The sequence below is a fragment of the Flavobacterium sp. U410 genome, from assembly GCF_053570605.1.
Map to the genome: position 1 here is coordinate 275,530 of NZ_JBSEFI010000001.1, position 26,110 is coordinate 301,639.

The window sequence follows — 26,110 nt, forward strand, 5'->3', positions numbered from 1 at the left end:
CCTATTTTTTGATGAAATGATTCCAAAAAAACTTCTTGTTTTTTTATACTTACTTATTTCTTTTTGGTCTTTAGGACAGGAAACTATTTCTCCTAAACAAGAATTGAAAAGGATGCTTATAGATGCTGCTGACTCTTTCATGGACAATAAAGTAGAAAAGTCTATGGATGCTGCCAATAAGGTATTAGTTCTGGCTCTTCAGTATGATGATGATATTTATGCAGCCAAAGCATACAATATTATCGGATTAAACTATACAGAATATGCAGAACTTGAAAAAGCAATAAAATATTATAAAAAAGGGTTGATTCATGCTAATAAAACTTCAAACGATACTGTAAAATCATGGCTATATAATAATTTAGGAAATGTGTATTGCTATTATAAAATAGACAATAAAGAAGGAATCAAACATTATCTGAAAGGGTTAGAACTATCAGAGAAATTTTCTGATCCGTTGGAAATTGCATTTTCTAAAATGAATTTAACTTCAGCCTATTTTTCCAACGGAGAATATGATAAGGGCGTCACTTTTTTGAATGAAGTAAAAGATTTTGTAGACCATTCAGGCAATTTAGAGGCCAATATTACTTTAAATTCATTATATGGAGAATATTATAGTTTCTATGATAATTTTTTTAAAGCAAAAGCATATTTTACAAAAGTTAATGATTTCTGTAGTCAAAATACAGAAGAATATTTACAAGGAAATGTTGTTGAAGCATATCAAAATATAGCCAACTTTTATGATAAAATCGGAGACTATAAAAACGCTTATTTATTTGCATCCAAACATGATTCTTTAGAAGACAAAGTATATAATGAAGCACGAATTGAACAAGTTAGAGTAGTAGGAAAAGAAATAGAAAATAATGAAGCCCAAATAAGACTAGTCAAAATAGAATCGGAAAGGGCAATCCAAGATCAAAAACTACGAAATACACGAATTTTTATCGTTGCATTATTTCTTTTCTTCACCTTCGTTTTTGTTCTGCTTCTAATCACCATTCGAAATAATAAACTTCGCAAAAAAGTAAATCAAAAGCTTCTAGAGATTAACGAAGAACTCAGAATAGCCAAAGAAAAAGCAGAGATAGCATCAAATGTAAAATCACAATTCATTTCTACCATTACACATGAGCTTAGAACTCCATTGTATGGCGTAATCGGGATTACAGATATCATTAAAGAAGAATATAAAGAACTGGAAAACAGCAGTCATTTAAAATCATTAAAATTCTCTGCAGAATATTTATTATCACTAGTAAATGATATTTTGAGTTTAAATAAGATTGAAGAAAACAAAGTAACACTCGAGAATAAAGTTTTCCATTTAGAAGAAACTCTAGTAACCATCAAAAATTCACTTGCAACCATAGCCCGAAGAAATAAAAACAACATTAGTATTGAAATTGATCCTAATATTCCCGAATATTTGTTGGGCGATAGTGTAAGACTTTCACAAATCATCTTTAATTTAATGAGTAATTCATTAAAATTTACGTACAACGGAAAAGTTTTGATAAAAGCGGAATTGCAAGAAAAAGAAAAACAAAACTTGTGGATTCAGTTTATGGTGAAAGACAATGGAATAGGAATCTCAGAAGAAAATCAAGAAAAAGTTTTTGAAAAATTCGTCCAGATCGAAAGAAAAGACGAAGATTATCAAGGAACCGGTTTAGGATTAACCATTGTAAAACGACTAGTAGAACTTTTCAAAGGAACCATAAACTTAAAAAGTGAAGTAAATAAAGGAACCAAAATCCTTTTTACAGTTCCATTTCAGGAAGGAAAAAAAGAAGATGTGGTAGAAATAGAATGGTCTGATGAAAAGCTTGAAGTAACGACAAAAAACAAAAAACAATACAATATTCTGGTTGTAGAAGATAATAAAATTAATCAGGTAGTGACCAAACATCTTCTGGAAAACAAAGGATTCCAGTGTGTCATTGTAGCAGACGGTTATGCAGCATTGGATATTTTAGAAAGAGAACATTTTGATGCTATTTTAATGGATATCAACATGCCTCAAATTAACGGATTTGAAACGTCAAAATTAATCCGAGAAAGAGGCATGCAACTGCCAATTATAGCGGTAACGGCTTTTGAAAAAGATGAGATCATAGAAAAAGCAAAAGAAGTTCAAATCAATGAAATAATAGTTAAGCCTTTTGAAGTCAATTATTTCATGAAAGTACTCCATCAGTATTTGAAGTAAAATTTACATTTTACTTTTCATAAAATCGGTCACCAAATAAGCTATTAATTTTCCGGTTAAATGACTATTGTTACTATGATCCAAATCAGGGGCTCCCTCACAAATGTGTAAGTAAGCGGCGTTTTTATGTTGACCAAAATGATACACATATTCACGAGCTTGCTGAACGCTAAAACCGCTTAACGTCATTGCACTTGATGGAATTCCGGGAATCGCATCTAAATCCAATTCAATACCAAAAGGGTCGTTTTTAATAAAGTTCAAAGCTTCATCTAGTTGCTGATCAAAATCTTTAATTCGTTTCACTTCAACTTCTTCATAAGTTACAAAACGAACACGCTCGTTCAGTTCTTTTAATGTATTAAAAACACTTTTAGAAACAAAGTTTTCATGTAATCCAAAAACAAAATAGTTCTTCAAAAAACCATCTTCAAAAGCATAACTAAAACCATTTCCGGAATGACGTCCTTCTAAAATTCTAAAATCAGTATGCGCATCAAAATTCACGGCATTTACCGGTTTTCCTTTAGCTAAAGCTAATCCTTTTATGTTACCGTATGCATTATTATGTCCGCCACCAATAATGATAGGAATTTTTCCTGTTCCAATGATTTGATGAATGGTATGCGAAACTTCCTTGTCAATTTTTTCAACCAGTTGAAATAGGCGCTTTTTATCGTCCTTATTATGAACCGATAGTTCTTTTGCTTCCTGCATTTCATTTTCAAAATCAAGAGCACCGAGAATCAGCAATTCATTTCCTTTACAAAATTTATTGTGTTGAATGTTAACCAAACTTTTTAAGGCATTTTCATAAGCCGAAGCAGTGCCGGCACGACCAAAATTAGCTTTAACCCCAATGTCTTCCGGTAAACCCAGAAGTACAAATTTTGCCGGTGAATTTTGTATGTATTTCAGTATGTCGGTACTTTCAGGGACAATTTCTACTTTCTCACCAAATTTAATTTCACCGCTTCTATGATTGGTGATTTTGACTAGCTGATTAGCGGATAATAATTTGATATTTTCCATTACTTTTTACGGGTAATTCTATAATCAAAATTAATACTTTAAAATTAGTTACCTAATAAATTGATAAAATACTTAATAAATTGTAGATTTGTTTTTATCTAATCAATTTTAAAACCTTATCTCTATGGAAAACAAGCCTAATACTTCAAAGTTGAAAGCTGTCTTTTTAACTTTATTACTGTTATTATTAGCCAGTGTAGGATACATTTTTAAGTTAAGTTCTGATATTTCAGGATTGAAAAAAGAAAAAACAGAAGTATTAACGGAAAAAGATTCTATTACAAATGATCTAAAAGCTAAAATTGCCGAGCTTGAAGTAATGTCTAAAGAAAAAAATGGGTTGGAAGAAGATGCGAAAGAACAAAAAGCTAAAATGGAGGAATTGTTAGCTAAAATAGAAAAGTCTAATGGTGATGTTTCTCGTTACAAGAATGAATATTTTCGTTTAAAAAGGGAAATGGACAACTTAGTAGCTGAAAACAAATTGTTAAAAGAACAAAATGTAGCTTTAACTTCAAGTTTAGACAGTACTAAAACAGAATTAGATGCCTCAAGAAAGTATAGTGATACTTTGTTAATGCAAAATGAAGGACTTTCTCAAACCGTTGAAAAAGGATCAAAACTTGCGGTATTGAATTTAAATGTATTAGCAGTTAAAGAAAAAAGTTCCGGAAAACAAGTAGAAACAGATAAAGCAAGCAGAGCCAATAAATTAAAAGTAAGTTTTGTAATTGCTGAAAACCAAATTGCTAAGTCAGGAGACAGAACATATTATGTTCAAATCATTGATAGTAAAAATAATATTTTAGGAGAAAAACAAACGATACCAATGGGAGATAAAACATTAACCTATACGTTTGTAACTAAAGTAAAATTTGAAAATAAAACAGTTCAGGTAAATGAAGAAGTTTCTGGAGACGATTTTCAAGCAGGAACTTACTTTGTAAATGTATTTGATGAAAAAGGAACTAATGTTTCTAAAACATCATTCAGTTTAAGATAATTGTTTATAATATAAAAAGGAAAAGGGAGCTTATTTATAAGCTCCCTTTTCCTTTTTATATTGCTTTTCCACTAATTAAAACTTTATCAATTAGAACAGAACCGAATTCGTAAGGAATCTGATAAAAAGAAACAATAGGTTTGGTAATAATTAGGTTGGCTTTTTTTCCTTTGGTAATGCTTCCTACTTCATTTTCTATACCCATTGCATAAGCAGCGTTAATAGTAGCCGCGTTGATAGCTTCTTCAGGAGTCATTTTCATTTTGATACAAGCGGTAGCCACTACAAAATTCATATTACCCGATGGTGTTGTTCCCGGATTATAATCAGAGGCTAGAGCAAGTGGTAAACCGGCATCTATCATTTTGCGAGCTGGAGTATACGGAATACTAATGAAGTATGAACAGCTTGGCAAAGCCACCGGCATGGTTTTACTTTCTTTTAAAACAGCAATATCTTCGTCGGTTACAATTTCCAAATGATCCACGCTCAAAGCACCATTTTCAACACACGCTTTTATGCCTTCAATAGCGGTAAATTGGTTCACATGAATTTTAGGTGTTAAACCATATTTCTTTCCGGCTTCCATAATTTGAACAGTTTCCTCCACTGAAAAATAACCGGTTTCTAAAAAAGCATCGTTGTAGTCTGCCAAACCTTCTTCGGCTATTTTAGGCAACATTTCGTTGATGATGACCTCAATATATCCTTTATGATCGGTTTTGTATTCGGCAGGAAAAGCATGAGCTCCTAGGAAAGTTGCTTTTATAGGCAAATCATAATTTTCCTTTAAACGTTTAATCACACGAAGCATTTTTAATTCGCCTTCAACAGTTAAACCATAGCCTGATTTAATTTCTATGGCTCCTGTTCCTAATTTTATGACTTCTTCTAAACGTTTTTTAGATTGTTCATAAATTTCATCTTCCGAAGTTTCATTTAATCGCTTAGCGGAATTTAAAATTCCACCGCCTCTGTTCGCTATTTCTTCGTATGACAATCCGTTAATGCGATCTACAAATTCCCAAATGCGGTTTCCGGCATAAACCAAATGCGTGTGACTGTCTACCCAAGTCGGCAAAACCACACAACCATTCGCATCAATAACTTCTTTGTTTTCTAAAGGTGGACAGCTTTCCATTGAACCAAAATCGATAATAACATCATTTTCAATAACTAGAAAAGCGTTATCAATTTTTGGTAGTTCTTTCATTTCATTTCCCGATAGAAAAGAAACAGAAGTTTCTCTTACTTGTAATAGTTCTTGTATGTTTATGATGATAGTTTGCATATGAAAATATTTTAGGTAAAAGTAAGCCCGAATTTTAAAAACTCCTATCTTTATGGGTAAAAATTAGGATTTTGAGAAAAATAAAGTACAAAAAGGGGCGAAAAGTTAATTTTCAGCCATTGGAATACAACGGAATTTATACCGACAAACAAACAGAAATGCAATTGTTTGTTTATAATGAAGATGCAATTGTAGAATATCAAAATATTTCGGTAAATGATTTTATTAAGTTTAAGAATCCTGAACAATGCAATTGGCTAAATCTACATGGTTTAACAAACTTGGAAGGGATCAAAGAACTAACCGATTACTTGCAAGTCAACAGTATTATTGTTTCTGATATTCTGAATATTACGCGAGGAACTCGTTTAGATGAGTTGGACGAATCTTTATTTTTTAGTATTAAATCTATTTTACCAACTGCTGAAAATGAGAGTATTTCTATTGAGCAAATCAGTTTTTTGATTCAAGATGGGTTGGTAGTATCTTTTCAGGAAAAAAGAGGTGATTTTTTTACACATATACGAGAACGCTTGAGAACCAATACTGGTGTGGTACGCAAAAAGAAAGTCGATTATTTACTATTTTTGTTGCTTGATGCTGTAATTGAGAATTTCTATATTACTATTGAAAAAAAAGAAGAAAAAATTGAAGATCTGCAACAGCAATCTAAGACATCAGATGATCCGGTTATAATAGAAGAAATTGAGCAGTTAAGAGAAGTTTTTCATTTCTTAAAACGTTCTTTAATTCCGTTGAAAGAAGCTTTGTTTACGATAAAAACCATTAGAGAAGACGATGAATTCAGTAGTATTCAGGAAACTAATTTTGTATTCTTTAGCCGATTACATCAAAAAACAATCGAACTTTTGGACCAAATTGAATACGATATGAGTTCATTAGATAGTGCCAGTAATTTTTATTACACGACTCAAAATCACAAAATGAATGAAGTAATGAAAACGTTGACCGTTATATCGTCTATATTTTTACCTTTGACATTTATTGTTGGTTTATATGGGATGAATTTTCATAACATGCCTGAACTTGATACACGATATGGATATTATGTAGTATTAACAATCATGGCAGCTTTAGTTATGGGAATGATTTTTTATTTTAAAAAGAAACGTTGGTTCTAATTTCAAAGAAAGATGTCAAAAAAAGAAAATTTCATTAGTTCTATTTCACACAAAGAATTTCCGATTACCGAAAAAGTTTATGGAAGATCAATTCGTAAACCAATTTTGGATTTAATTCTAAAAGAGAATCCTGAATTCGCTAAAAATAGTGTGTTATCGGTTTCTGAATTGAACTATTTTCGAGAGAAATATATTAGTTCTCTACTTTTAAATGAGGAAGGAGAATTGTCTGGTTTAGAGAAAGTAGTATTGGACTCTATGAAACATAAAAAGAGTCTTACCAAAATGATTGACGAAAAAAATGCGTATACTTTGGGTCAACGTGTTGCCGATAAAGTCGCAGAGTTTGGCGGAAGTTGGACGTTTATTATTTCGTTTGCCGTTTTTTTATCACTTTGGATAATTATAAATGTTCTTTTTTTAGTCAACAAAGGTTTTGATCCGTATCCGTTTATCTTGTTGAATTTGATTTTGTCATGTATTGCAGCGTTACAAGCTCCGGTAATTATGATGAGTCAAAATCGTCAGGAAGAAAAAGATCGGGAAAGGGCTAAGAATGATTACATGATTAATCTAAAATCAGAATTGGAAATCAGAATGTTACACGAAAAAATAGATCATTTAATTTTACATCAAGAACAATCGATGTTAGAAATTCAAAAAGTTCAGATAGACATGATGAATGATATCATTGCTAAAATTGGACAATCAAACGAATCCAAATCATAAAAAAGAGAAGAAATCTCAAATGGAATTCCTTCTCTTTTACAGATGAAAAAAATTATCAAACCATTTTTTTAGGATCTACCCATTCATCAAAATCTTCAGCAGAAACATATCCTAAACGAATGGCTTCTTCTTTTAAAGTAGTGCCGTTTTGATGCGCCGTTTGCGCTATTTCGGCAGCTTTATAATAGCCAATTTTTGTATTTAAAGCAGTAACTAACATTAACGAATTTTTCAATAACTCGTCAATTCGTTTATAATTCGGTTCAATTTCATTTACGCAATGTTCGGTAAAAGAAATACAAGCGTCGCCCAACAAACGTGCCGATTGCAAGAAATTAGCAATAAGTAATGGTTTAAAAACATTTAATTCATAATGTCCTTGCGTAGCGCCAATGGTAATGGCAACGTCATTTCCCATAACCTGAGTCGCGACCATAGTTAGAGCTTCACTTTGTGTGGGATTGACTTTTCCCGGCATAATAGACGAACCCGGTTCGTTTTCCGGAATTAAGATCTCTCCAATCCCCGAACGTGGTCCGGAAGCTAGTAAACGAATGTCATTAGCAATTTTATTTAAGGAAACGGCCAATTGTTTTAAAGCGGCATGACTTTGTACAATGGCATTATGTGCCGAAAGTGCTTCGAACTTATTGGGTGCAGTTTGAAATGAAATTCCGGTGAATTTTGAAATGTATTGAGCTACCAAAACATCATAACCTTCAGGTGTATTTAAACCGGTACCGACAGCCGTTCCGCCTAAAGCTAATTCCGAAAGCGGGTCTAATGATTGTTTGAGCGATTTTAATCCGTTTTCCAATAATTGGGCATAACCCGAAAATTCTTGTCCCAAGGTTAGGGGAGTAGCGTCCATTAAATGGGTACGACCGATTTTGATAACGTCTTTAAATTCGTTTGCTTTTGTGTCCAAAGCTTTTTGCAGTGTTTCAATTGCCGGAATAGTATGTTGGATTAACTGAATGCTTGCTGCAATGTGCATGGCTGTTGGAAAAGTATCATTTGATGATTGTGATTTATTGACATCATCATTTGCTTTTAAAACAGGTTCTTCTGTAAAATCTTTACCGGAAATTTGTTGAGCTCTATGCGCAATTACTTCATTCACATTCATATTAGATTGTGTACCGGAACCCGTTTGCCAGATTACCAAAGGAAAGTGTTCATTTAGTTTTCCTTCTAAAATTTCGTCGGCAACCTGAGCAATTAAATTGCGTTTATTTTCAGGGAGAACACCTAATTCTGTATTCGTATAAGCCGCTGCTTTTTTGAGATATGCAAAAGCGTCAATGATCTCGTGAGGCATAGAAGCCGGAGCTCCAATTTTAAAATTATTTCGAGAACGTTCGGTTTGTGCGCCCCAAAGTTTATCGGTAGGAACTTTTACTTCGCCCAACGTGTCTTTTTCTATTCTGTACATTTTTTCTTTTTTCTATAAAGTTAGAATTTTTATAGCATAAAGTTTGTTAGGATAATGCTAAAAATGCTATCTTTGAGCTTGAATTCATAAAATTCCGGAAAACATGTTTGAATTTCAACAGTATTTAGGTTTTTTACTTTTCTTAACTATCTTAACGATAGGTTTTTGGTTAATGATTTTTTTAGCATCATTTGTTCCTTACTGGATTGGTGGAGCTATTAAAGAATTCATCAAAGAAAGAAAAGAGAAAAGACAAAACAGTGAAGGATAATAGATTTTATCTTTACTTACAATAAAAAAGTCCTGATTTAAATCAGGACTTTTTTTATGAGTTATTATTATATCAAATTATCCCATGAACTCTCCTTCACTACCACCATTTTCATCTCTTCTTTGATCTCTTTCTTTTTTCATATTGAAACGGTAAGTAAATGAAAAGTTAATTTGTCTTTGTCTCCACTGAAATTCTGAATAGGAATCAACACTTCCCGGTAAATACGTATTCATTCTTCTTTTACGACTATTCAATAAATCACTTACATTAAAAGATAAAGTTCCTTTGTCTTTTAAAATATCTTTACTAAAAGCTAAGTTGATTGATGTCATTGATAAACGTTTTCCTTGAGCTGTTTTCTCAGGAGCATTATAAGTAGCATTGGTTTGCCAGTCAATTTTATAAGGTAACGTTATTTTAGAGCTTAAACGTGTAAACCAAGTTGTAGCTACATTATCTAAATTTTGAACTACTACATTATTTTGATAATCCACATAGCTGTATTCTCCTTGAGTTTCATTTCTAAACAGATTGAAGTTAGAATTCAATCTCCACCACTTAAAAGGATTGTAGCTAACATTAAATTCAAAACCTCCGCGGTACTCTTTAGCTAAGTTAATGGGAGTACTAACAATAACCGGAACACCATTTACAAAATTTCCGGATTCTCTTCTTACAAATTGAAAAGAATCATCTGTAAGATTAACATAAGCTGAAGTGTTTAATGTTACTTTATTCCATCTTTTTAAATATCCTAAATCAAAAACATTAGTATAAGAAGGGTTTAAATCAGGATTTCCTTGAAAAATATTGATGTTACTTGAATAAGATGAAAACGGATTTAAGAAACGTCCTCTAGGTCTGTTAATACGTTTACTATAACTTAAAGTCATTGAACTTGTTTCGCTAAACTCGTAACCTAAAGTACCAGTAGGGAAGAAGTTGTTGTATTTTTTCTTGTTATAATTATTTGATGTAATTGAGTTAACATCAATATCGCTATCTTCAAAACGCACGCCTAAGAAATAAGAAAATTTCTTGTATTTATTACCATATTGCATATAAAGTGCATTGATATTTTCGTTGTATTCTAATAGGTTAGAATATAAATCATTGCGAATCCAACTTCCGTTATCTTCCGATTCGATAACAAAATCAGTTAAATTTCTTTGGAATGAACCTCTATATCCGGCTTCGAAACGTCCATTTTCGCCAATAGGCAATACATAATCTGTTTGGAATAAATTACGGTTTTGGTTATTGTTGTTTAGCGTTCTTTCGTAATAAAGCGATGAAATGTCACCTAAATTTTGATCGGTAATAGTAGAGCTATCGTCTTCACGGTTTTGAGAAAAAGCCATGTCAACCGTTAATTTGTGACCTTCTTTTTTAAACTCTTTAGTGAAATTAGTAGCATATTCAATTCTGAAATTATCACTAATTCCGTCATTGAAACGATTTTTAGTATAGTCAAAATTATGATCAGCATCATAATAGGTAATGTAAACATCATCAGGGTTTTTTCCTGTGCTTTCAGCAAAGGTTACTGAGTTTGTCCAGGTTAACGATTTTGATAATGACCAATCTAAACCAAAATTAGCATTATAACCATCATTTAGTCTGTGGTTTTTTCTTCTTTCTTCGCTATAGCTTTTGGTGGAATTGTCATCATTTAAATAACGAGAATCTGTTGATGAATTTCCTGGTGAATTTCTGTAATTGTATCCAAAGTTTGAAAACAAATTAAAAGTATCTGTCTTTTTGTTGATACTAGCGTTTGCCATATAATTTTTAGGGTCACCCGCTGTTAATACAACTGATCCGTTTACACCATTAGCTTTTCCTTTTTTCAATACAATATTGATAATACCTCCGCCACCTTCTGCATCATAACGTGCTGATGGATTGGTAATCACTTCTATTTTATCAACAGAATCAGCAGGCAATAATTTTAAAGCATCAGCAATATTAATTCCGGCAAGTCCCGATGGTTTTCCGTCAATTAATATTTTTACGTTTTCATTACCTCTCAACGCAATATTTCCTTCCGGATCAATAGTTACTGATGGAACATTGTCTAAAACATCACTAATTGTTCCACCTTTTACGGTCATATCTTTTCCTACGTTGTAAACGCGTTTATCTAACTTTATTTCGACTAAAGATTTTTCGGCAACTAATTCTACACCTTGTAATTGTGCAATATCAGCTTCCATAAAAACTGAACCTAAATTAGTATCAGCAGTAATGGTTTTATTTTTAACTTCTACCGTTTTAAAAGAAATATATTCATAACGAACATTATAGGTTCCGGTAGAGACTTCAAAATTGAAGTTTCCATCCATATCGGTAACAGAACCTGATAATTTTTCTGGATTTTTGACATCTTGAAAAACTACGGTAGCATATTCTAATGGAAGATTGGAACCTTTTTCAATGATTTTTCCGGTAATTTTTACCTTTTTTCCTTGAGAAAAAGCTGTGATTGAGGCTAATAGAAGTAGCGCAAATGTGGTTAGTATACGTTGCATGTATTAAAGTTTATCTCTTAGACGACAAAAGTAAACTTTGGTTTAAGCGTAAAATCACAAATGTTTGTTAAAAAAATGCAAAGAAATGTTAGGATAAGCTTTAAGCTAATTTAAAATTTCTTGAATACGCTCTTTAGGTCTTGCAATAATGGCTTTATTTCCGTTAACAACAATAGGTCGTTCAATCAATTTAGGATTTTCAAGCATGGCTTCAATGATTTCTTTATCGGTTAATTCTTTTCCTTTGAATTGCTCTTTCCAAATGGTTTCTTTGGTACGTACTAATTCAATAGGTTTGATGCCTAATTTTTGAATAACTTCCTGTAATTCCTGTTTGGTAAAAGGTTCGTCTAAATATTTGCGAATAGTAAAATCTTGTTTTAGATCTTCTAATTCGCATAAACCTTCTCTGGATTTTGTACATTTAGGATTGTGATATATTGTAATCATTGATGTAATATTTATTAGAATGTAAAGATACTGAAACTAATTTTGATAAAAACTATTTGTTGTTTTTTCCTTTAAAAGCTACCTTTGTAAGTAAACCTATCTTTTATGTATTTAGAGCGCATTCAGAAATTAAAGCCAAGCTTACTTTTATATTGGCCTATTCCTTTAAGTTTTATTCTTTTAATGTTGATCAATTTTTTCCTTTCTTCACAAGTAGATACTACCGAAGTAATGCAGCAATCGATAGCTACTTTAGGTGTAAATGTTACTTTCTTATCTTTAATAGCTCCCTTGGCATTAGGATTTCTTATTGTTTTAGTTTGGACAAAGTTTATTCATAGAATTCCTTTAACTATTTTTATTTCAGGAAGAGAAAAAATAGACTGGGGAAGAATTTTCTTTTCGTTTAGTATTTGGGCTGTTTTTACCATTTTAACTACGTTATGGGCTTATTACAGTACTCCTGAAAATTTTGTATGGAACTTTAAACCGGAAAGATTCCTTATTTTTTTTATTATGGCTGTGATTTTAATCCCAATGCAGACTAGTTTTGAAGAATTTTTGTTTAGAGGACAAATTTTACAAGGTTTGAGTTTAGGAACTTATAGGCCTTTTATCGGTTTTGTAGTAAGTTCAGTTTTGTTTGGGTTAATGCATGCAGCGAATCCCGAAGTTGAAAAAATAGGTCCCTTTATTATGATTTATTATATCGGAACCGGATTATTTTTAGGCTTGATTACACTTTTAGACGACGGAATGGAATTGGCATTAGGTTTTCATGCTGCCAATAATTTAGTAGGCGCTTTATTAGTTACTTCCGATTGGACAGCTTTTCAAACCTATTCTGTGCTTAAGGACGTTTCTCAACCCAGTATTAATTTTGATGTTTTGTTTCCTGTCTTAGTAATTTATCCGGCTTTAATTTTTATTTTTTCAAAAAAATACGGTTGGACGAATTGGAAAGAAAAATTATTCGGAACTTTAAAGGATTAAATGATAAAAATATGTTAGTAGCACATCCTCATTTTAAAAATATTCATAACCGATTTAAAATTAATGGTTTTCATTTAGACAGAGATTCTTTATTTCAATTGGCGTACAGCTTAATTAAAGAAGGAGAAGATTTTGAAAAGGAAGCCGGATTGTTTTTATTGGATTGGTTCGATGATAAAGATTTTGTAGACACACAAACGTCAGGAACAACCGGTAAGCCAAAGATGATTAAGATTGACAAACAAGCTATGGTGAATTCTGCTTTAGCAACCGGAGATTTCTTTGGTTTAGAACCCGGAAATACCGCTTTACATTGTTTACCATCCCGATTTATTGCCGGAAAATTAATGTTGGTTCGTTCCATTATTTTAGGATTAGAAATGGATCTGGTTTCACCCAAAGGAAATCCGTTAGCTAATACTCAAAAAAAATACGACTTTGCCGCTATGGTTCCGTTGCAAGTTGAACACGCTATGGAAGACATAGAACAAATTGATAAATTGATTATTGGCGGAGCCAAAGTTTCTAAAAATTTAATAGAGCAACTGAAACATAAGTCAACCCATAGTTTTGAAACCTATGGAATGACCGAAACTATCACGCATATTGCGGCAAAAAAAATTAGTGAAGAAGAATTTACGGTTTTGCCTGATGTTTTGATTTCAAAAGATATTGAAGGTTGTTTGGTTATTGAAGCGCCAAGAGTCTCTGCTGAAAAGATCTTTACTAATGATTTAATAGAAATTACAGGCGAAAACACGTTTAAATGGATCGGTAGAAAAGATAATATTATTAATTCGGGTGGCATTAAAATTGTACCTGAATTGGTTGAGAAAAAGTTAGACGGTAAATTGCCTTTTCGTTATTTTATTACATCAACTGCAGATGAGCATTTAGGACAAAAGGTTGTTTTGGTGGTTGAAAATGACACCAATACAATAGACACTAAAGTTTTTGAAGGTTTAGATACTTATGAAAAACCTAAAGAAATTTGGAATGTTCCGCAATTCAGCGAAACGGAAAATGGAAAAATAAATAGAAAAGTAACATTAGAAAAAAACGGGCTTAACTAAGCCCGTTTCTCATTGTTGCATTTTTAAATAGTAATCTACTGAATGCTTTCCGCCACCATAAAAAATAAAAAAAGCGGCTAAAACCAAAGCAACAGTAGCTTGTATGAAATTCATCATATTAAATTCCCCGATGAAATTTAATAGTAAAGCACAAACTAATATGGGAGCTTGAACCCATACAGACCATCTTGTTAAGAAGCCCATGGCAATCATGACACCTCCAACCATGTGAGCCATTGCTACGTAGTGAATAATTAACATTTCGCTACCAAAATTTCCGGCAGCATTCAAAATATCATGCAGATACTTTGTTTCGGTAATAAATGTTATTCCCTTAAGTAGCAAAAAAGCACCAAATAGGACACGAACAAAATCCAAAGGGTAATACGTGTGCGCATTGGCCCATTTGTTCAATTCTTTAATTGTAGCCATTCTATTTAGTTTTTGTTTTCTACTAAATTACTGAAAATTAAAGAATTAATAAAATGTTTTAAGATGAATTTACAGTTATAGCCTTTAAAAATCAATAACTTACATTTCCTCTTTTAGTTGTATAAAGAATTTATTATCGAAAATCTGATAGCTTTTTGACTTTTTCAGTTTACGCAATTTCAACTTTTGTTCGGCTGTTGTTGGATACAAACGAACCTTCTTTTTGTCATATTCAATGTCTAGTGGCATGTTGAAATCAGGATTTACGTTTGCCCAACGGTAATAAAAATAATCGCCATCCGTTTTGTAAACAAATTCAGGAATTTCAGTGGTTTTTAAATATTGATTGAAAATAGGAGTGAGGTTCATACCGCTTTTTTCGTTGAAATACGCAATAACCTGATCCGTATCTATGATTTGCTTTTTAAAATGTTCGCTGTAATCGTATAATAAAGTCCACCATTTGGAATCGTCATTTATCACGTGACGCAAAGTGTTCAGTAATAGTGCACCTTTGTAATACATATCGCCGCTGCCTTCATTATTAACGCCATATTGCCCAATAACCGGACGATCATTTTGTACGTTAAATCCTTGTCCGTTGATGTATTTCATCGCTATTTCATACCCTTTTTGACATTCAATAAAAACAGTTTCACTATAGGTTGTAAAAGCTTCGTGAATCCACATATCGGCAATGTCTTTACTAGTAATACTGTTACCAAACCATTCGTGACCGGTTTCGTGAATGATGATAAAATCAAATTCCATTCCAACACCAGTTCGTGATAAATCTCGTCCTAAATATCCTTTTCGATATTTATTACCATAAGCTACAGCACTTTGATGTTCCATTCCCAAGTATGGCGTTTCTACCAATTTGTAACCGTCTTCCCAAAACGGATAATTTCCGAATTTAGCATTAAAACAGGCAAACATGGGTTTTACATCGTCTTCAAAATGTTTCTTGGCTTTTTCCTCATTTTCTCGTAAAACATAATAATCCAAATCTAAGCCATTATAAGTATCGTGAATATGAACATAATCGGCAATGTTTACCGTAATATCATAATTATTGATCGGATTTTTAACTTCCCAATCCCAACGTGTGTAACCATTTCCTAAATCTTGTGAACCCAAGAATCGCCCATTGGAAACATCCATTAAGCCATTAGGAACAGCAACTTTAATGGAAGCTCCGTTATCGGGTTCGTCAGTTTGAGAATCTTTCACCGGATACCACAAACTAGCTCCGGTTCCCTGTACGGCAACAGCGATGAAATCTTTTTTATTTGCGTCTTTACTGAAAACAAATCCGCCATCCCAAGGTGCATTTTTAGCTACTTTTGGATTTCCAGAATAATAGAATTGTACTTTTTCAGTCGAGTTTTGTTGCAATTTAGAAGGGAAATCGATAAAAACGGCATCAAAATCTCTGGTATATTTTAGTTTTTGGTGGTTCCAAACGATAGAATCCACTTTCATATTGTCAAACAAATCCAATTGAATTTTTTTTGTGGGTTTCACTACTTTAAAAGTAATGTCGTTGTAACCCGCAATACTTTTTTCATCCGGATTAATAGTGATATTCAAATCGTAACGTTGGACATCAAAAGAAGTACGTTCCAATCGCAATCCGCCGTGTAAGGAATCTCTACGCGTGAAGTTTTGGGCTATAACATTTTGAAAACAGATAAGATTTAAACCTAAAAGAACTATTATATTTTTCATGAAACTATATTTGCTTGAATCAGTATGTATTAAAAACATAAAATAATGTTACAACTATACTTTTTCAAAAATAAGAGATTTTACCTTAATTACAGAAGCAAATACAATTTGTTTTGAAATAAAAAATATCAAGAAATATCATGATATTTCTTGATATTGTAAAGGTTGAATCAAAAGACTAATTAATCTTTAGGCTTGTGTTCATGTGGTTTTAGTGTAGGATGTTTTGGTTTAGTCTCAGGATTTACACGTCTTCTTTGATCATCTGTTCCGTCTTCTTTTTTAGGTTTTGGTCCAGGCTTAATTGCTTGCATTTTTTCCATAAGTATTATATTTTAAATTTATGAAAAACAAAAGAATGGATTAAACTTTCTTGAATTTTACGGAAAAACATAAAAAAACAGAATTTAAGTAAAAGGTTAGTTTGGAATAATTTTTTCAGCTTTAATTTTCCCATTAGCACTTGAAGCAGTTTGAGAAAATACTCCTTCAAAATTATCTTTACTGAAAGTAGCCTTAATTATACCATTCGTTTTTCTTAGTTTACCATTTTCAATATAATTTATAACTAATTTGTTATCATCTTCAATTACTCCTTCAAAATCTAATGAAGTTCGTTGGTTATAATCTAAGTCTTTACCGTTTATTTTAATTTTTTCAGCGCTACCTTTAATTTTATTATCACATTCAGTTATGTACATTTTCCATTCAACTTCTGCTCCTATATAATCTTTTAAATCTGCTTTTTCAATAGTAGATGTCATTAGCCATTCTCCGGACAAATCATTTGATGTTTTAGGGACAAAACCTATTATGGTTACAACTATAGTTATGATTAAACCTATCCCACCAATTATAGTTCCTGCTTTAGTATATTTTCCTTCCATAAAGTATTAATGAAATATTTTTAATTCAAAAATATGAACTAATAAAAGTTGAACCAATACCTATTTTTAGGGATTTTTTGTAGCTTTTATACCTGATTTTACGGATGTAATAGTTTTAAACCGATAATAAGACATTTCAACTCTGTGACGTGAAATCTTAAAATTCTGCTTCTTTAAGAATAGTCATTTTCTCTTTTGAAACAGGATGGGTAAACGTAATTTCTTCGGCATGAAGATGTAAACGATCTGCTTTGGTTCCGTATAAATCATCGCCAACAATGGGTGCGTTTAAACCTAAACTATGTGAAGCATGAACACGCAATTGATGTGTTCGTCCGGTAATAGGGAAGAAGTGAATGCGTGTTTTTTTATTTCTAATTTCAATGACTTTAAAATGCGTTTCGGCGTGTTTTCCGTATTCGTAACAAACCAACTGATTCGGGCGATTGTCTAAATCCACTCGCAATGGAAGAGTAATAATGCCTTCAGGTTGTTTTACAATGCCATCTAACAACGCCACATAGCGCTTTTTGATTGTTCGCTTGATAAACTGCGATTGCAACTGAATGTAAATTTCTTCCGATTTTGCAATTAATAACAAACCAGAAGTAGACATATCTAAACGATGCACAATTAACGGTCCGGTTGCTTCCGGATAGCATTTTTTGACACGTTCGTAAACCGAATCCCGAATATTTTTTCCGGGAACCGAAAGAAACTCCGCAGGTTTATGAATTGCGGCTAAATAATCGTCTTCAAAAATAATTTCAATGTCTTTTCCTTCGGCAGGATTTTCCAATAACGGATTATCGTCCATTTCGATTCCGTGAAGCATGTGTGCCAAAATTGGCTCGCATTTGCTTCTGCAAGCCGGATAAAACTGTTTGTGTTTGCGCACTTCTGATTTAGGCGATTGTCCCCACCAAAATTCGGCTAAAGCAATGGGTTTTAAGTTGTTTTGAAAAGCATAATGCAGTAACTTAGGCGCAGCACATTCACCGGCACCGGCTGGGGGATTGTTATCGAAGATTTCGCCAACACTTTTTAATTTTTGTTCTTGATTCAAAAAGGCATATTCGGCAAATAGTCGTTGTTGTAACTCACTTGATTTTTGTTTGCGTTCTTCTTTTAATTTTTCAATTTCGGCTTGAAGACTTTCGACTTTCGATTTTTGACTTTCGACGGTTAAATTCCAATATTTAGTCATTTTTTTAAGCAAAATACTTTCCTTTTTACTTTCTTCCGAAAGTTCAAATTCTAATTGCTCAATTGCTGTTGGGGACAAATTTTCAAAAGAAGCACGCTTTTCATCACGTTCTATTTTTAAATCTTTGATGCGTTGTTTTTGTCTTTGTAAATCGGCTTGAGCTTCAATTTCAGTTTGTTTCAGCTTTTCTCTGGCATTTGCCAACTTTTCACTTTGCTCTAGCTTTTCAATTTTTCGGTTGTATTGATTCAAAATAGCTTCTTCTTGTTTGAAAAAACTATCTTGGGTGAGCATATCAAAAACGGGAGGAACAAATTTATCGTGATGATTGCTATTGGCTAATTTTCCGGAAACGCCCCATAAATAGCCTAGTTTTCCATTTTCATCTTGACATACTAAAACTCCAAACATTTTTCCGATGACATAGCCTTCCTGATTTTCCTGTAAACCAAAGTTGTGATCGAAATCGGATTGTGCTTCCAGATAATTTTGCAATTCTTGCGCAGCAATTTTACTCAATTCATGAGGTTCGTAATAAAACGGGAAAGTGAATTTTTCGGGAACAGAAATATGAGAAATATTTGTTTTAAAATACTGAAATTCAGACTTTTTCATGTAAAAGTAAAAAAAGATAAAAAGAGTTAACCAAATGCAGTTAAATCTTTGGCTAAATTACAAAAACAATTTAGTATTTTGACTATAATATCCAATGAGGACCAAATCCTCCTAAGCCTGAATAGGAATAACTGTTTTCTTTTTGTCCTTTTTCAATATTTTGAGGTAGATATACAGGAATTTTAGTTTTTGAGTGATAGTGATTTGGATGGTTATTTTTAGAGTGTGAATTGGCTAATACGCAGAATAAAAATAAGACCGACAATTTTGTTGTCCGATTCATAATATTCTTTTTATTATGTTTTTTAAACTTATTCATAAGCGTAATAAATATTATACTTTTATTATAAAGAGCACCTGTAGAGATGCTCTTTTATTACTCAGGTTAAACAGCAGAAAAGATTATCTCTACTGGTGTACCTAAGTCCCCAAATACATAAAAGTTATTATTGATGTCAAAATGATATTTTATTGCTTACAATTTTATAAATAAAAAGAAGTATTATAAAAAGGTAAATGATATATTTTCTGTAAAAACAATGTCTTTTTTAGAGATAATTCAGTTACAAATTATTTCATTTTTAAATATTAAAAAAAGATATTTAATTTATTCATAATTAGCTTATTGTATTGTTTTATATACATTGGTAATTCTGTAATTAATCACATGTAAAAAGCAGCATTTATATGATATTTTATATTTTTACAAATCAAAACAACAATGTCTTATAAAAGAGTTCTTCCTTTGTAATTGTATATACAGATTTGTGAAAACGACTTTTAGAAAAACAAAACACTTTATGCGAAATTTTATTTTTTTTGTCTTCTGGTTTTTAAGTTTTAAGACCGTTTCACAAAACATAACATGCCCGGAAAACAGACAAGTGGATGTTTTAATAGATAAAGCCATTGAATTTAATAAAGCCGGAGAATCAGAAAAGACTATTAAAGTTTTACAAGAAGCTATTAGTCTTTCAAGATTGGCTGATTGTCAATTAGCAGAATTAATTTGCTATAAGAATTTAATGTTACAATATGCTCAGATTTATGACTATAAAAAAGCGCTTGAAATATCTAAAAAAGCAGAAAAAATTGCATTAGAACTTAAAAATTATTCTAATCTTTCTACATTATATACAACAAGAGCTACATTATATGATAATTTGGGATTATATGATGAATCTATCAAACAATATAAAACGGCTTTAACTTATGCAAAACGCATTGAAAAAGAATATTTAAAATTATATAGTATTGGATTTATTTATTACAATCTTGCCCCTTATTATCAAGATACTTCTTTAGAAAAATCAATAGATTATCTTGAGAAAAGTAAAATTGAGATTGAAAAAATAAAAGATAACAACGATGAAATTTCGTTAAACAAAAAAAAGAATCTGTTGGTTTCTATTAATACAAATCTTGGGATTTTTTATTTCATGAATAGTAATCCAAATAGAAACCTGCAACTTTCAGAATCATATTTTTCAGCGGCTTTAAAAGATGCAGAAATAGATAACTATCAAATAGATACGGATTCTAAAATCAGTCTTTTTGAAGCTCTTTTAGAATTTTATAACGGTAAAAGAGAATATGATAAAGCTATAAAATATGGAGAAAGATTGCTTGAACTTGAGAAATCGTATAGTATGCCATACGAAAGGCGAGTAGGATATATGGTTCTTGCCAAGGCTTATCTAGGGCTAGAAAAAAGTCAAATTTCTCAGAAATATCTAGACTTATTTTCAAAGCTTAACGACAGTATAAACAAGATAGAAAAAGAGGCTGTAGAAGAACCGATAAAACAGATTGTTAAAAAGAATGAGAAAAGTTATTCCGAAAAGCTTAGGACAATTATTATTGGTATCAGTATTTCAATTTTGGCATTTCTTATTATAGGAATGTTGGTTTGGAAACAAAAGAAAAGAAGACTACATAAAACGTATGAAAAAATTATAGAAACTCTAAAAGCAAACCTTGCGGAATCTCAAAAAATATCAGTATTCCAAGAAGCTAATAAAGAAGACAATATTCAAAAGACATTGAATATGTCTGAAGCAATGGCAAAAACATTACTTATGAAATTGGATAGATTTGAAAGAAATAATCAGTTTACTAAACAAGAAGTTAGCTTTTCTTATCTTTCAAATTATTTGGGAACCAATTCTAAATATTTGAATGAAATACTAAAGATATACAAAGACAAAACGTTTAGTCAATATATCAATGATCTGAGAATAGATTATATTACAAAACTTCTATATGAAGAACCCAAATCCAGAGAATATAAAATAAGTTATCTTGCTGAAATATGTGGTTTTTCTTCAAGAGAAGTTTTTGCCGTAGCTTTTAAAAAGAAAATGGGAATTTCACCTTCTTACTTTATTGAAAACTTACGAAAAGAGAAAAACTAAAAAATCAGTTCCTTAAAAGAACTGATTTTTTAAATATTTCTAAATTTGATTATCTGGTTGTTCTGTCTTGAATGTTTTCATTATATTTCATAATGAGGTTTTCCAATTTAGAATCGTCAATTGTTCCGTCTTCTCTGAGAACTTTATCTTTAACCATCCATTTAATTAATTTTTCACAAGATTTTTTAGAGTTTAAAAATGATACAATACGGCTGAAATCAGTTGATTCAACTTTGGCTTTTTGTTCAATAAAGTTTATTACATAAAAATCATCATCAACGTAATCAGGAGTTTCATTGTTAAATGTTCTGAAATTGATAATTTCATTATCATTCATATCATAAAAAGAATGATTTGCAATGTTAATTTTTTCGTATTTTAAAAACTCATTGCCATTTAAAAATACTTTATCTTTTTTTATCTCAACTTCTTGAGCTAAACTAAATCCGCAAACAAAAATTGCGCTTAAAAACAATAATTTTTTCATCAAAATAAATATAATAATAGGGTTAAAAATTAAACTTGAATTACACCTAAATTAAACTGTTTTTCAATAGGAGCGTGGTTAGCGGCTTCAATTCCCATAGAAATCCATGTGCGCGTATCTAGCGGATCGATAATAGCATCGGTCCACAAACGAGCTGCGGCATAATAAGGTGAAACTTGTGCATCGTATTTGGCTTTGATTTTATTGAAAAGTTCGGCTTCTTTTTCCGGAGTTAATTCTTCTCCTGATTTTTTTAACGAAGCGGCTTCAATCTGTAGCAATACTTTTGCCGCTTGAGCGCCACCCATTACGGCTAATTCAGCGCTTGGCCAAGCAAATATTAATCGTGGATCATAGGCTTTTCCACACATAGCATAATTTCCGGCTCCATACGAATTTCCAACGACAACCGTGAATTTTGGAACAACCGAATTGGACACAGCATTAACCATTTTAGCACCATCTTTAATGATTCCGCCATGTTCAGATTTGCTTCCTACCATAAATCCGGTAACATCCTGAAGGAAAACCAAAGGAATTTTCTTTTGGTTACAATTAGCTATAAAACGAGTGGCTTTATCTGCAGAATCCGAATAGATGACACCGCCAAATTGCATTTCGCTGGGTTTTGTTTTGGCACCGGTTGTTTTCACAATTTTACGTTGGTTCGCTACAATTCCTACCGCCCAACCGTCAATACGAGCATAACCTGTAATAATCGTTTGTCCGTAACCTGCTTTGTATTCATCAAATTCAGAATTGTCAACCAATCGTTTGATGATTTCCATCATATCATATTGATCGGAACGAGATTTAGGCAGAATACCATAAATTTCGTCTTCTTTTTCAACCGGTTTTTGGGGTTCAATTCTATTAAATCCTGCTTTATCATAATCGCCTATTTTACCAACAACCGATTTAATTCTGTCTAATGCGTCTTTGTCATCTTTCGCTTTAAAATCAGTCACACCTGAAATTTCACAATGTGTAGTTGCACCGCCTAAGGTTTCATTATCAATACTTTCACCAATAGCAGCTTTTACCAAATAACTTCCGGCTAGGAAAATACTTCCGGTTTTGTCTACAATCAGTGCTTCATCACTCATAATGGGTAAATAAGCGCCACCTGCAACACAACTCCCCATAACGGCAGCAATTTGAGTAATTCCCATACTGCTCATAATCGCATTATTACGGAAAATACGTCCGAAATGTTCTTTATCCGGGAAAATTTCGTCTTGCATTGGTAAATACACTCCGGCAGAATCCACTAAATAAATAATTGGTAATCGGTTTTCAATGGCAATTTCCTGTGCTCTCAAATTCTTTTTACCAGTAATAGGGAACCAAGCGCCAGCTTTAACTGTAGCATCATTGGCAACAACAATACATTGCTTTCCTTGGATATAGCCTATTTTAACTACAACGCCGCCAGAAGGACAACCACCATGTTCCGGATACATACCTTCACCTGCAAAAGTACCAATTTCGATACTTTTAGCGTTGTCGTCTAATAAGTAGTCAATGCGCTCACGAGCTGTCATTTTTCCTTCTTCGTGTAATTTCTCAATACGTTTTTGGCCTCCACCTAATTTTACCTTGGCAAATTTGCTTCTTAAATCAGAAACTAAAAGTTTATTGAAATCTTCGTTTTTGTTAAAATTTATATTCATTTTTTGCGAAATCTAAAAAGTATGCGCTAAAATAAGAAAAGAGAATGAATTTTCAATTATAAAAACCAAAATAGAGTGATAATTTTTTAAATAAAAAAAGTGTACTAAAAGTTATGAAAATAACTTAAAAGTAACCACTTGTTAACCTTATTGTTCGCGGTTTATCGCCTCAATTGAACTCAGTTACTTTAAACGGAAGTAGAATTCCTTCTGCTGAAGGAGATAATCGTAATGTTCAAATGGACTTAATTCCGTCAGATATGATTCAAACCATTGAAGTAAATAAAACCATTACACCCGATATGGACGGAGATGCATTGGGAGGTTCTGTCAATTTGATTACAGCAACTGCTCCGCAGAAATTTCGCTTATCAACAACTCTAGGATCGGGAGTTAGTTTTATTACCGATAAACGAATTTTAAACGGATCGTTTTTAGTGGGTGATCGTTCTAAAAACAAAAAATTCGGTTGGATGGCTTCCGCTTCTATTAACGATACCGATTTCGGTTCTGATAATATTGAAGCAGAATGGGACGATAAATTTGAATACAACACAGGAGCAATTGATGGTGATGGCGAACCTATTTTAGAAGAAGTAGACGTCAATCCGTATACCAAAAGTTTTGAAACACGTAAATATTTGGTACAAAGAGTTCGTAGAAGTTTTGCTTTGAATTTTGATTACCAATTCAATCCTAATAACGAATTGTATTTTAAATCGATGTACAACTGGCGTGATGATAGAGAAAATCGTTACCGTACCAAATATGAGATCTTAGACGGAGAAGATATTGAAGCCGGAGATTTTACTATTACGAACGGAAATTTAACAAGTTTTCCTGCCGAAATAAAGCGTGAAACTAAAGGAGGTATCAACAACAACAGAAATAAAAGCCGCCGTTTGGAAGACCAAAGAATGCAAAATTATTCATTAGGAGGAAAGCATTTACTAGGAACAATAAAAACGGATTGGATGGTTTCTTTTGCTAAAGCTTCAGAAGAACGTAAAAACGAAAGATACGCAAGTTTCCAGTCAGAATATAATGTATTTAATGACAATACCGATTCAGAATTCCCAAGAATGTATGCGGTAAATCCGGCAGATGAAGTGAATTACGGAAATTTTGAATATGATGAAATTACAGAACAATATCAATATACAGAAGAAAAAGACATTAATGCCTTAGTTAATTTTGAAGTTCCGGCTGATTTCTTTGGAAACGGAAACGGAACGGTAAAATTTGGAACAAAAGCACGTTTTAAAAACAAAAACAGAGCAAATAATTTCTTTGAATACGATTTAGAAGATGCTTATGCAACAATGAATTTAACAGGTTTAAAAGATTACACCAATTCAGATTTTTTACCGGGAAGCCAATACCAATTAGGAAGTTATGCGAGTGCAGATTGGTTAGGTTCATTAAATTTGGTTAACGGAGAATCGGTTCCGGATGAGTTTTTAAGAGCCAATTTTGATGTAAAAGAGAATGTTTGGGCAGGTTATGTAATGACGACCCAACAAATCACTAATAAATTAGGATTAATGCTTGGGGTAAGAGTAGAAAATACTTCATTAGAAGCAACCGGAAACAGGATTGAGGATGAAGAAGAATTAGTAGGGACTATTACGGATAAAAACAATTATATCAATGTTTTACCAAGTGTCCACTTTAAATATACACCAAATGATAATGCAGTAATTCGTTTTGCAGTAACTAATACATTATCAAGACCAAATTATGTGGATTTAATTCCAAGTTTAGACGTGGTAACTTCTGATGAAGAAATCTATGTAGGTAATCCCGATTTAAAACCAACAACATCAACCAACTTTGATTTGATAGGAGAATACTACTTTAAAAGTGTAGGTTTAGTTTCCGGAGGGTTGTTTTATAAAGACATCAGTGACTTCATTTACCGATACCAAACAGAAATTGATACCGATTTATATGGAACAGGAACAGCGGGATACAGAGTGTATCAGCCACTAAACGGAGACAAAGCTTCTATTTTTGGAGCAGAAGTTTCGTTCCAAAGAAATTTAGACTTCCTACCTGGTTTTGCTAAAAACTTCAATATTTATTTAAATTATACCTATTTGACTTCTGATGCAAAAGGTATTCGTAACGAAGATGGGGAAGAGCGTGACGATCTGGATTTACCCAATACTTCACCTAATATGTTCAACGGTTCATTAGGATACAATCATAAATATTTCAATGCTCGCTTATCGGCTAATTTCTCAGATGCTTATATTGATGAGATCGGAGGAAATAAATTTGAAGATCGTTATTATGACCAACAGTTTTTCTTAGATTTTAATTTAGGTGTAACTTTGTCAAAAAATTTAAGATTATACGCCGAGTTAAAAAATATTACCGATCAACCTTTACGTTATTACCAGTCGTCGAGTCAATATACACAACAGGTAGAATACTATGGAAGACGTTTAACATTCGGTATCAAATACGATTTATATTAAGAACTAATTT

Annotated in this window: 21 protein-coding genes and 1 pseudogene; 9 read left to right on the forward strand and 13 right to left on the reverse strand. The window is 32.2% G+C overall.

The annotated features are described in order from the left end of the window. Positions 1–16 precede the first annotated feature (16 nt). A complete protein-coding gene (locus tag ACUSJC_RS01330) occupies positions 17–2,218 on the forward strand; it encodes an ATP-binding protein (protein WP_449267749.1) in 2,202 nt (733 codons plus the stop codon). Between the two features lie 3 nt (positions 2,219–2,221). Here the strand turns inward: ACUSJC_RS01330 and ACUSJC_RS01335 are convergent, their stop codons facing one another. After that, complete coding sequence (locus tag ACUSJC_RS01335) at positions 2,222–3,250, reverse strand: formimidoylglutamase (protein WP_449267750.1); 1,029 nt, start codon at positions 3,248–3,250, stop codon at positions 2,222–2,224. A 124-nt stretch (positions 3,251–3,374) separates the two neighbouring features. On the opposite strand from ACUSJC_RS01335, the gene ACUSJC_RS01340 reads away from it, so the two are divergent. Beyond that, positions 3,375–4,253 (forward strand): hypothetical protein, encoded by an 879-nt coding sequence (locus ACUSJC_RS01340; RefSeq protein WP_449267751.1) that lies wholly within the window; start codon positions 3,375–3,377, stop codon positions 4,251–4,253. A 55-nt stretch (positions 4,254–4,308) separates the two neighbouring features. Here the strand turns inward: ACUSJC_RS01340 and hutI are convergent, their stop codons facing one another. Further along, positions 4,309–5,544: an imidazolonepropionase gene (gene hutI / locus ACUSJC_RS01345; RefSeq protein WP_449267752.1), complete on the reverse strand. Its 1,236-nt coding sequence runs from the start codon at positions 5,542–5,544 to the stop codon at positions 4,309–4,311. 71 nt (positions 5,545–5,615) lie between these two features. On the opposite strand from hutI, the gene corA reads away from it, so the two are divergent. Both corA and ACUSJC_RS01355 read left to right on the forward strand, forming a co-directional pair. Beyond that, positions 5,616–6,686, forward strand: a complete 1,071-nt coding sequence (gene corA, locus ACUSJC_RS01350) for a magnesium/cobalt transporter CorA (RefSeq protein ID WP_449267753.1) — start codon at positions 5,616–5,618, stop codon at positions 6,684–6,686. Positions 6,687–6,698: 12 nt separating this feature from the next. Beyond that, a complete protein-coding gene (locus ACUSJC_RS01355; protein WP_449267754.1) occupies positions 6,699–7,415 on the forward strand; it encodes a DUF1003 domain-containing protein in 717 nt (238 codons plus the stop codon). A 55-nt stretch (positions 7,416–7,470) separates the two neighbouring features. On the opposite strand, the gene fumC is transcribed toward ACUSJC_RS01355, so the two are convergent. Then, positions 7,471–8,850 carry a class II fumarate hydratase gene (gene fumC / locus ACUSJC_RS01360; protein ID WP_449267755.1) on the reverse strand — a complete coding sequence of 460 codons (1,380 nt, stop codon included), beginning with the start codon at positions 8,848–8,850 and terminating at the stop codon, positions 7,471–7,473. Between the two features lie 103 nt (positions 8,851–8,953). On the opposite strand from fumC, the gene ACUSJC_RS01365 reads away from it, so the two are divergent. After that, positions 8,954–9,121, forward strand: coding sequence for a hypothetical protein (locus ACUSJC_RS01365; protein ID WP_449267756.1), 168 nt, complete (start codon positions 8,954–8,956; stop codon positions 9,119–9,121). Positions 9,122–9,198: 77 nt separating this feature from the next. Here the strand turns inward: ACUSJC_RS01365 and ACUSJC_RS01370 are convergent, their stop codons facing one another. Both ACUSJC_RS01370 and arsC read right to left on the reverse strand, forming a co-directional pair. Further along, positions 9,199–11,655, reverse strand: a complete 2,457-nt coding sequence (locus ACUSJC_RS01370) for a TonB-dependent receptor domain-containing protein (protein WP_449267757.1) — start codon at positions 11,653–11,655, stop codon at positions 9,199–9,201. A 105-nt stretch (positions 11,656–11,760) separates the two neighbouring features. Beyond that, complete coding sequence (gene arsC, locus ACUSJC_RS01375) at positions 11,761–12,105, reverse strand: arsenate reductase (glutaredoxin) (protein WP_449267758.1); 345 nt, start codon at positions 12,103–12,105, stop codon at positions 11,761–11,763. A 105-nt stretch (positions 12,106–12,210) separates the two neighbouring features. Between arsC and ACUSJC_RS01380 the strand changes: the two genes are divergently transcribed. Together ACUSJC_RS01380 and ACUSJC_RS01385 are read left to right on the forward strand one after the other, a co-directional pair. Further along, positions 12,211–13,098, forward strand: coding sequence for a CPBP family intramembrane glutamic endopeptidase (locus ACUSJC_RS01380; protein ID WP_449267759.1), 888 nt, complete (start codon positions 12,211–12,213; stop codon positions 13,096–13,098). An 11-nt stretch (positions 13,099–13,109) separates the two neighbouring features. Further along, positions 13,110–14,171: an AMP-binding protein gene (locus ACUSJC_RS01385; protein ID WP_449267760.1), complete on the forward strand. Its 1,062-nt coding sequence runs from the start codon at positions 13,110–13,112 to the stop codon at positions 14,169–14,171. Between the two features lie 9 nt (positions 14,172–14,180). On the opposite strand, the gene ACUSJC_RS01390 is transcribed toward ACUSJC_RS01385, so the two are convergent. From ACUSJC_RS01390 to ACUSJC_RS01415, 6 genes are all read right to left on the reverse strand, one after another. Beyond that, positions 14,181–14,603 (reverse strand): DoxX family protein, encoded by a 423-nt coding sequence (locus ACUSJC_RS01390; protein WP_449267761.1) that lies wholly within the window; start codon positions 14,601–14,603, stop codon positions 14,181–14,183. 99 nt (positions 14,604–14,702) lie between these two features. Continuing rightward, a complete protein-coding gene (locus ACUSJC_RS01395; protein ID WP_449267762.1) occupies positions 14,703–16,334 on the reverse strand; it encodes a M1 family metallopeptidase in 1,632 nt (543 codons plus the stop codon). Positions 16,335–16,516: 182 nt separating this feature from the next. Continuing rightward, a complete protein-coding gene (locus ACUSJC_RS01400) occupies positions 16,517–16,657 on the reverse strand; it encodes a hypothetical protein (RefSeq protein WP_449267763.1) in 141 nt (46 codons plus the stop codon). Between the two features lie 96 nt (positions 16,658–16,753). Next, the gene (locus tag ACUSJC_RS01405; protein ID WP_449267764.1) at positions 16,754–17,221 is read right to left on the reverse strand and encodes a hypothetical protein; all 468 of its coding nucleotides are present in this window, start codon (positions 17,219–17,221) and stop codon (positions 16,754–16,756) included. A gap of 157 nt (positions 17,222–17,378) precedes the next feature. Then, the gene (locus ACUSJC_RS01410) at positions 17,379–19,043 is read right to left on the reverse strand and encodes a pseudouridine synthase (protein WP_449267765.1); all 1,665 of its coding nucleotides are present in this window, start codon (positions 19,041–19,043) and stop codon (positions 17,379–17,381) included. Positions 19,044–19,125: 82 nt separating this feature from the next. Further along, positions 19,126–19,326, reverse strand: coding sequence for a hypothetical protein (locus tag ACUSJC_RS01415; RefSeq protein WP_449267766.1), 201 nt, complete (start codon positions 19,324–19,326; stop codon positions 19,126–19,128). Positions 19,327–19,843: 517 nt separating this feature from the next. On the opposite strand from ACUSJC_RS01415, the gene ACUSJC_RS01420 reads away from it, so the two are divergent. Next, complete coding sequence (locus ACUSJC_RS01420) at positions 19,844–21,457, forward strand: helix-turn-helix domain-containing protein (protein WP_449267767.1); 1,614 nt, start codon at positions 19,844–19,846, stop codon at positions 21,455–21,457. A gap of 49 nt (positions 21,458–21,506) precedes the next feature. Here the strand turns inward: ACUSJC_RS01420 and ACUSJC_RS01425 are convergent, their stop codons facing one another. Then, positions 21,507–21,944 (reverse strand): hypothetical protein, encoded by a 438-nt coding sequence (locus ACUSJC_RS01425; RefSeq protein ID WP_449267768.1) that lies wholly within the window; start codon positions 21,942–21,944, stop codon positions 21,507–21,509. Between the two features lie 29 nt (positions 21,945–21,973). Further along, the gene (locus tag ACUSJC_RS01430) at positions 21,974–23,617 is read right to left on the reverse strand and encodes an acyl-CoA carboxylase subunit beta (protein ID WP_449267769.1); all 1,644 of its coding nucleotides are present in this window, start codon (positions 23,615–23,617) and stop codon (positions 21,974–21,976) included. Between the two features lie 143 nt (positions 23,618–23,760). Here ACUSJC_RS01430 and ACUSJC_RS01435 point away from each other — a divergent pair. Then, a pseudogene (locus tag ACUSJC_RS01435) lies at positions 23,761–26,100 on the forward strand (TonB-dependent receptor); the annotation flags it as partial. Positions 26,101–26,110 lie beyond the last annotated feature (10 nt).

What these genes read in the sequence shown, in the direction of transcription:
- ACUSJC_RS01330 (WP_449267749.1), top strand. Translation starts at nt 17, where the DNA reads ATGATTCCAAAAAAACTTCTTGTTTTTTTATACTTACTTATTTCTTTT.
- ACUSJC_RS01335 (WP_449267750.1), bottom strand. Translation starts at nt 3,250, where the DNA reads ATGGAAAATATCAAATTATTATCCGCTAATCAGCTAGTCAAAATCACC.
- ACUSJC_RS01340 (WP_449267751.1), top strand. Translation starts at nt 3,375, where the DNA reads ATGGAAAACAAGCCTAATACTTCAAAGTTGAAAGCTGTCTTTTTAACT.
- hutI (WP_449267752.1), bottom strand. Translation starts at nt 5,544, where the DNA reads ATGCAAACTATCATCATAAACATACAAGAACTATTACAAGTAAGAGAA.
- ACUSJC_RS01355 (WP_449267754.1), top strand. Translation starts at nt 6,699, where the DNA reads ATGTCAAAAAAAGAAAATTTCATTAGTTCTATTTCACACAAAGAATTT.
- fumC (WP_449267755.1), bottom strand. Translation starts at nt 8,850, where the DNA reads ATGTACAGAATAGAAAAAGACACGTTGGGCGAAGTAAAAGTTCCTACC.
- ACUSJC_RS01365 (WP_449267756.1), top strand. Translation starts at nt 8,954, where the DNA reads ATGTTTGAATTTCAACAGTATTTAGGTTTTTTACTTTTCTTAACTATC.
- ACUSJC_RS01370 (WP_449267757.1), bottom strand. Translation starts at nt 11,655, where the DNA reads ATGCAACGTATACTAACCACATTTGCGCTACTTCTATTAGCCTCAATC.
- arsC (WP_449267758.1), bottom strand. Translation starts at nt 12,105, where the DNA reads ATGATTACAATATATCACAATCCTAAATGTACAAAATCCAGAGAAGGT.
- ACUSJC_RS01380 (WP_449267759.1), top strand. Translation starts at nt 12,211, where the DNA reads ATGTATTTAGAGCGCATTCAGAAATTAAAGCCAAGCTTACTTTTATAT.
- ACUSJC_RS01385 (WP_449267760.1), top strand. Translation starts at nt 13,110, where the DNA reads ATGTTAGTAGCACATCCTCATTTTAAAAATATTCATAACCGATTTAAA.
- ACUSJC_RS01390 (WP_449267761.1), bottom strand. Translation starts at nt 14,603, where the DNA reads ATGGCTACAATTAAAGAATTGAACAAATGGGCCAATGCGCACACGTAT.
- ACUSJC_RS01395 (WP_449267762.1), bottom strand. Translation starts at nt 16,334, where the DNA reads ATGAAAAATATAATAGTTCTTTTAGGTTTAAATCTTATCTGTTTTCAA.
- ACUSJC_RS01400 (WP_449267763.1), bottom strand. Translation starts at nt 16,657, where the DNA reads ATGGAAAAAATGCAAGCAATTAAGCCTGGACCAAAACCTAAAAAAGAA.
- ACUSJC_RS01405 (WP_449267764.1), bottom strand. Translation starts at nt 17,221, where the DNA reads ATGGAAGGAAAATATACTAAAGCAGGAACTATAATTGGTGGGATAGGT.
- ACUSJC_RS01410 (WP_449267765.1), bottom strand. Translation starts at nt 19,043, where the DNA reads ATGAAAAAGTCTGAATTTCAGTATTTTAAAACAAATATTTCTCATATT.
- ACUSJC_RS01415 (WP_449267766.1), bottom strand. Translation starts at nt 19,326, where the DNA reads ATGAATCGGACAACAAAATTGTCGGTCTTATTTTTATTCTGCGTATTA.
- ACUSJC_RS01420 (WP_449267767.1), top strand. Translation starts at nt 19,844, where the DNA reads ATGCGAAATTTTATTTTTTTTGTCTTCTGGTTTTTAAGTTTTAAGACC.
- ACUSJC_RS01425 (WP_449267768.1), bottom strand. Translation starts at nt 21,944, where the DNA reads ATGAAAAAATTATTGTTTTTAAGCGCAATTTTTGTTTGCGGATTTAGT.
- ACUSJC_RS01430 (WP_449267769.1), bottom strand. Translation starts at nt 23,617, where the DNA reads ATGAATATAAATTTTAACAAAAACGAAGATTTCAATAAACTTTTAGTT.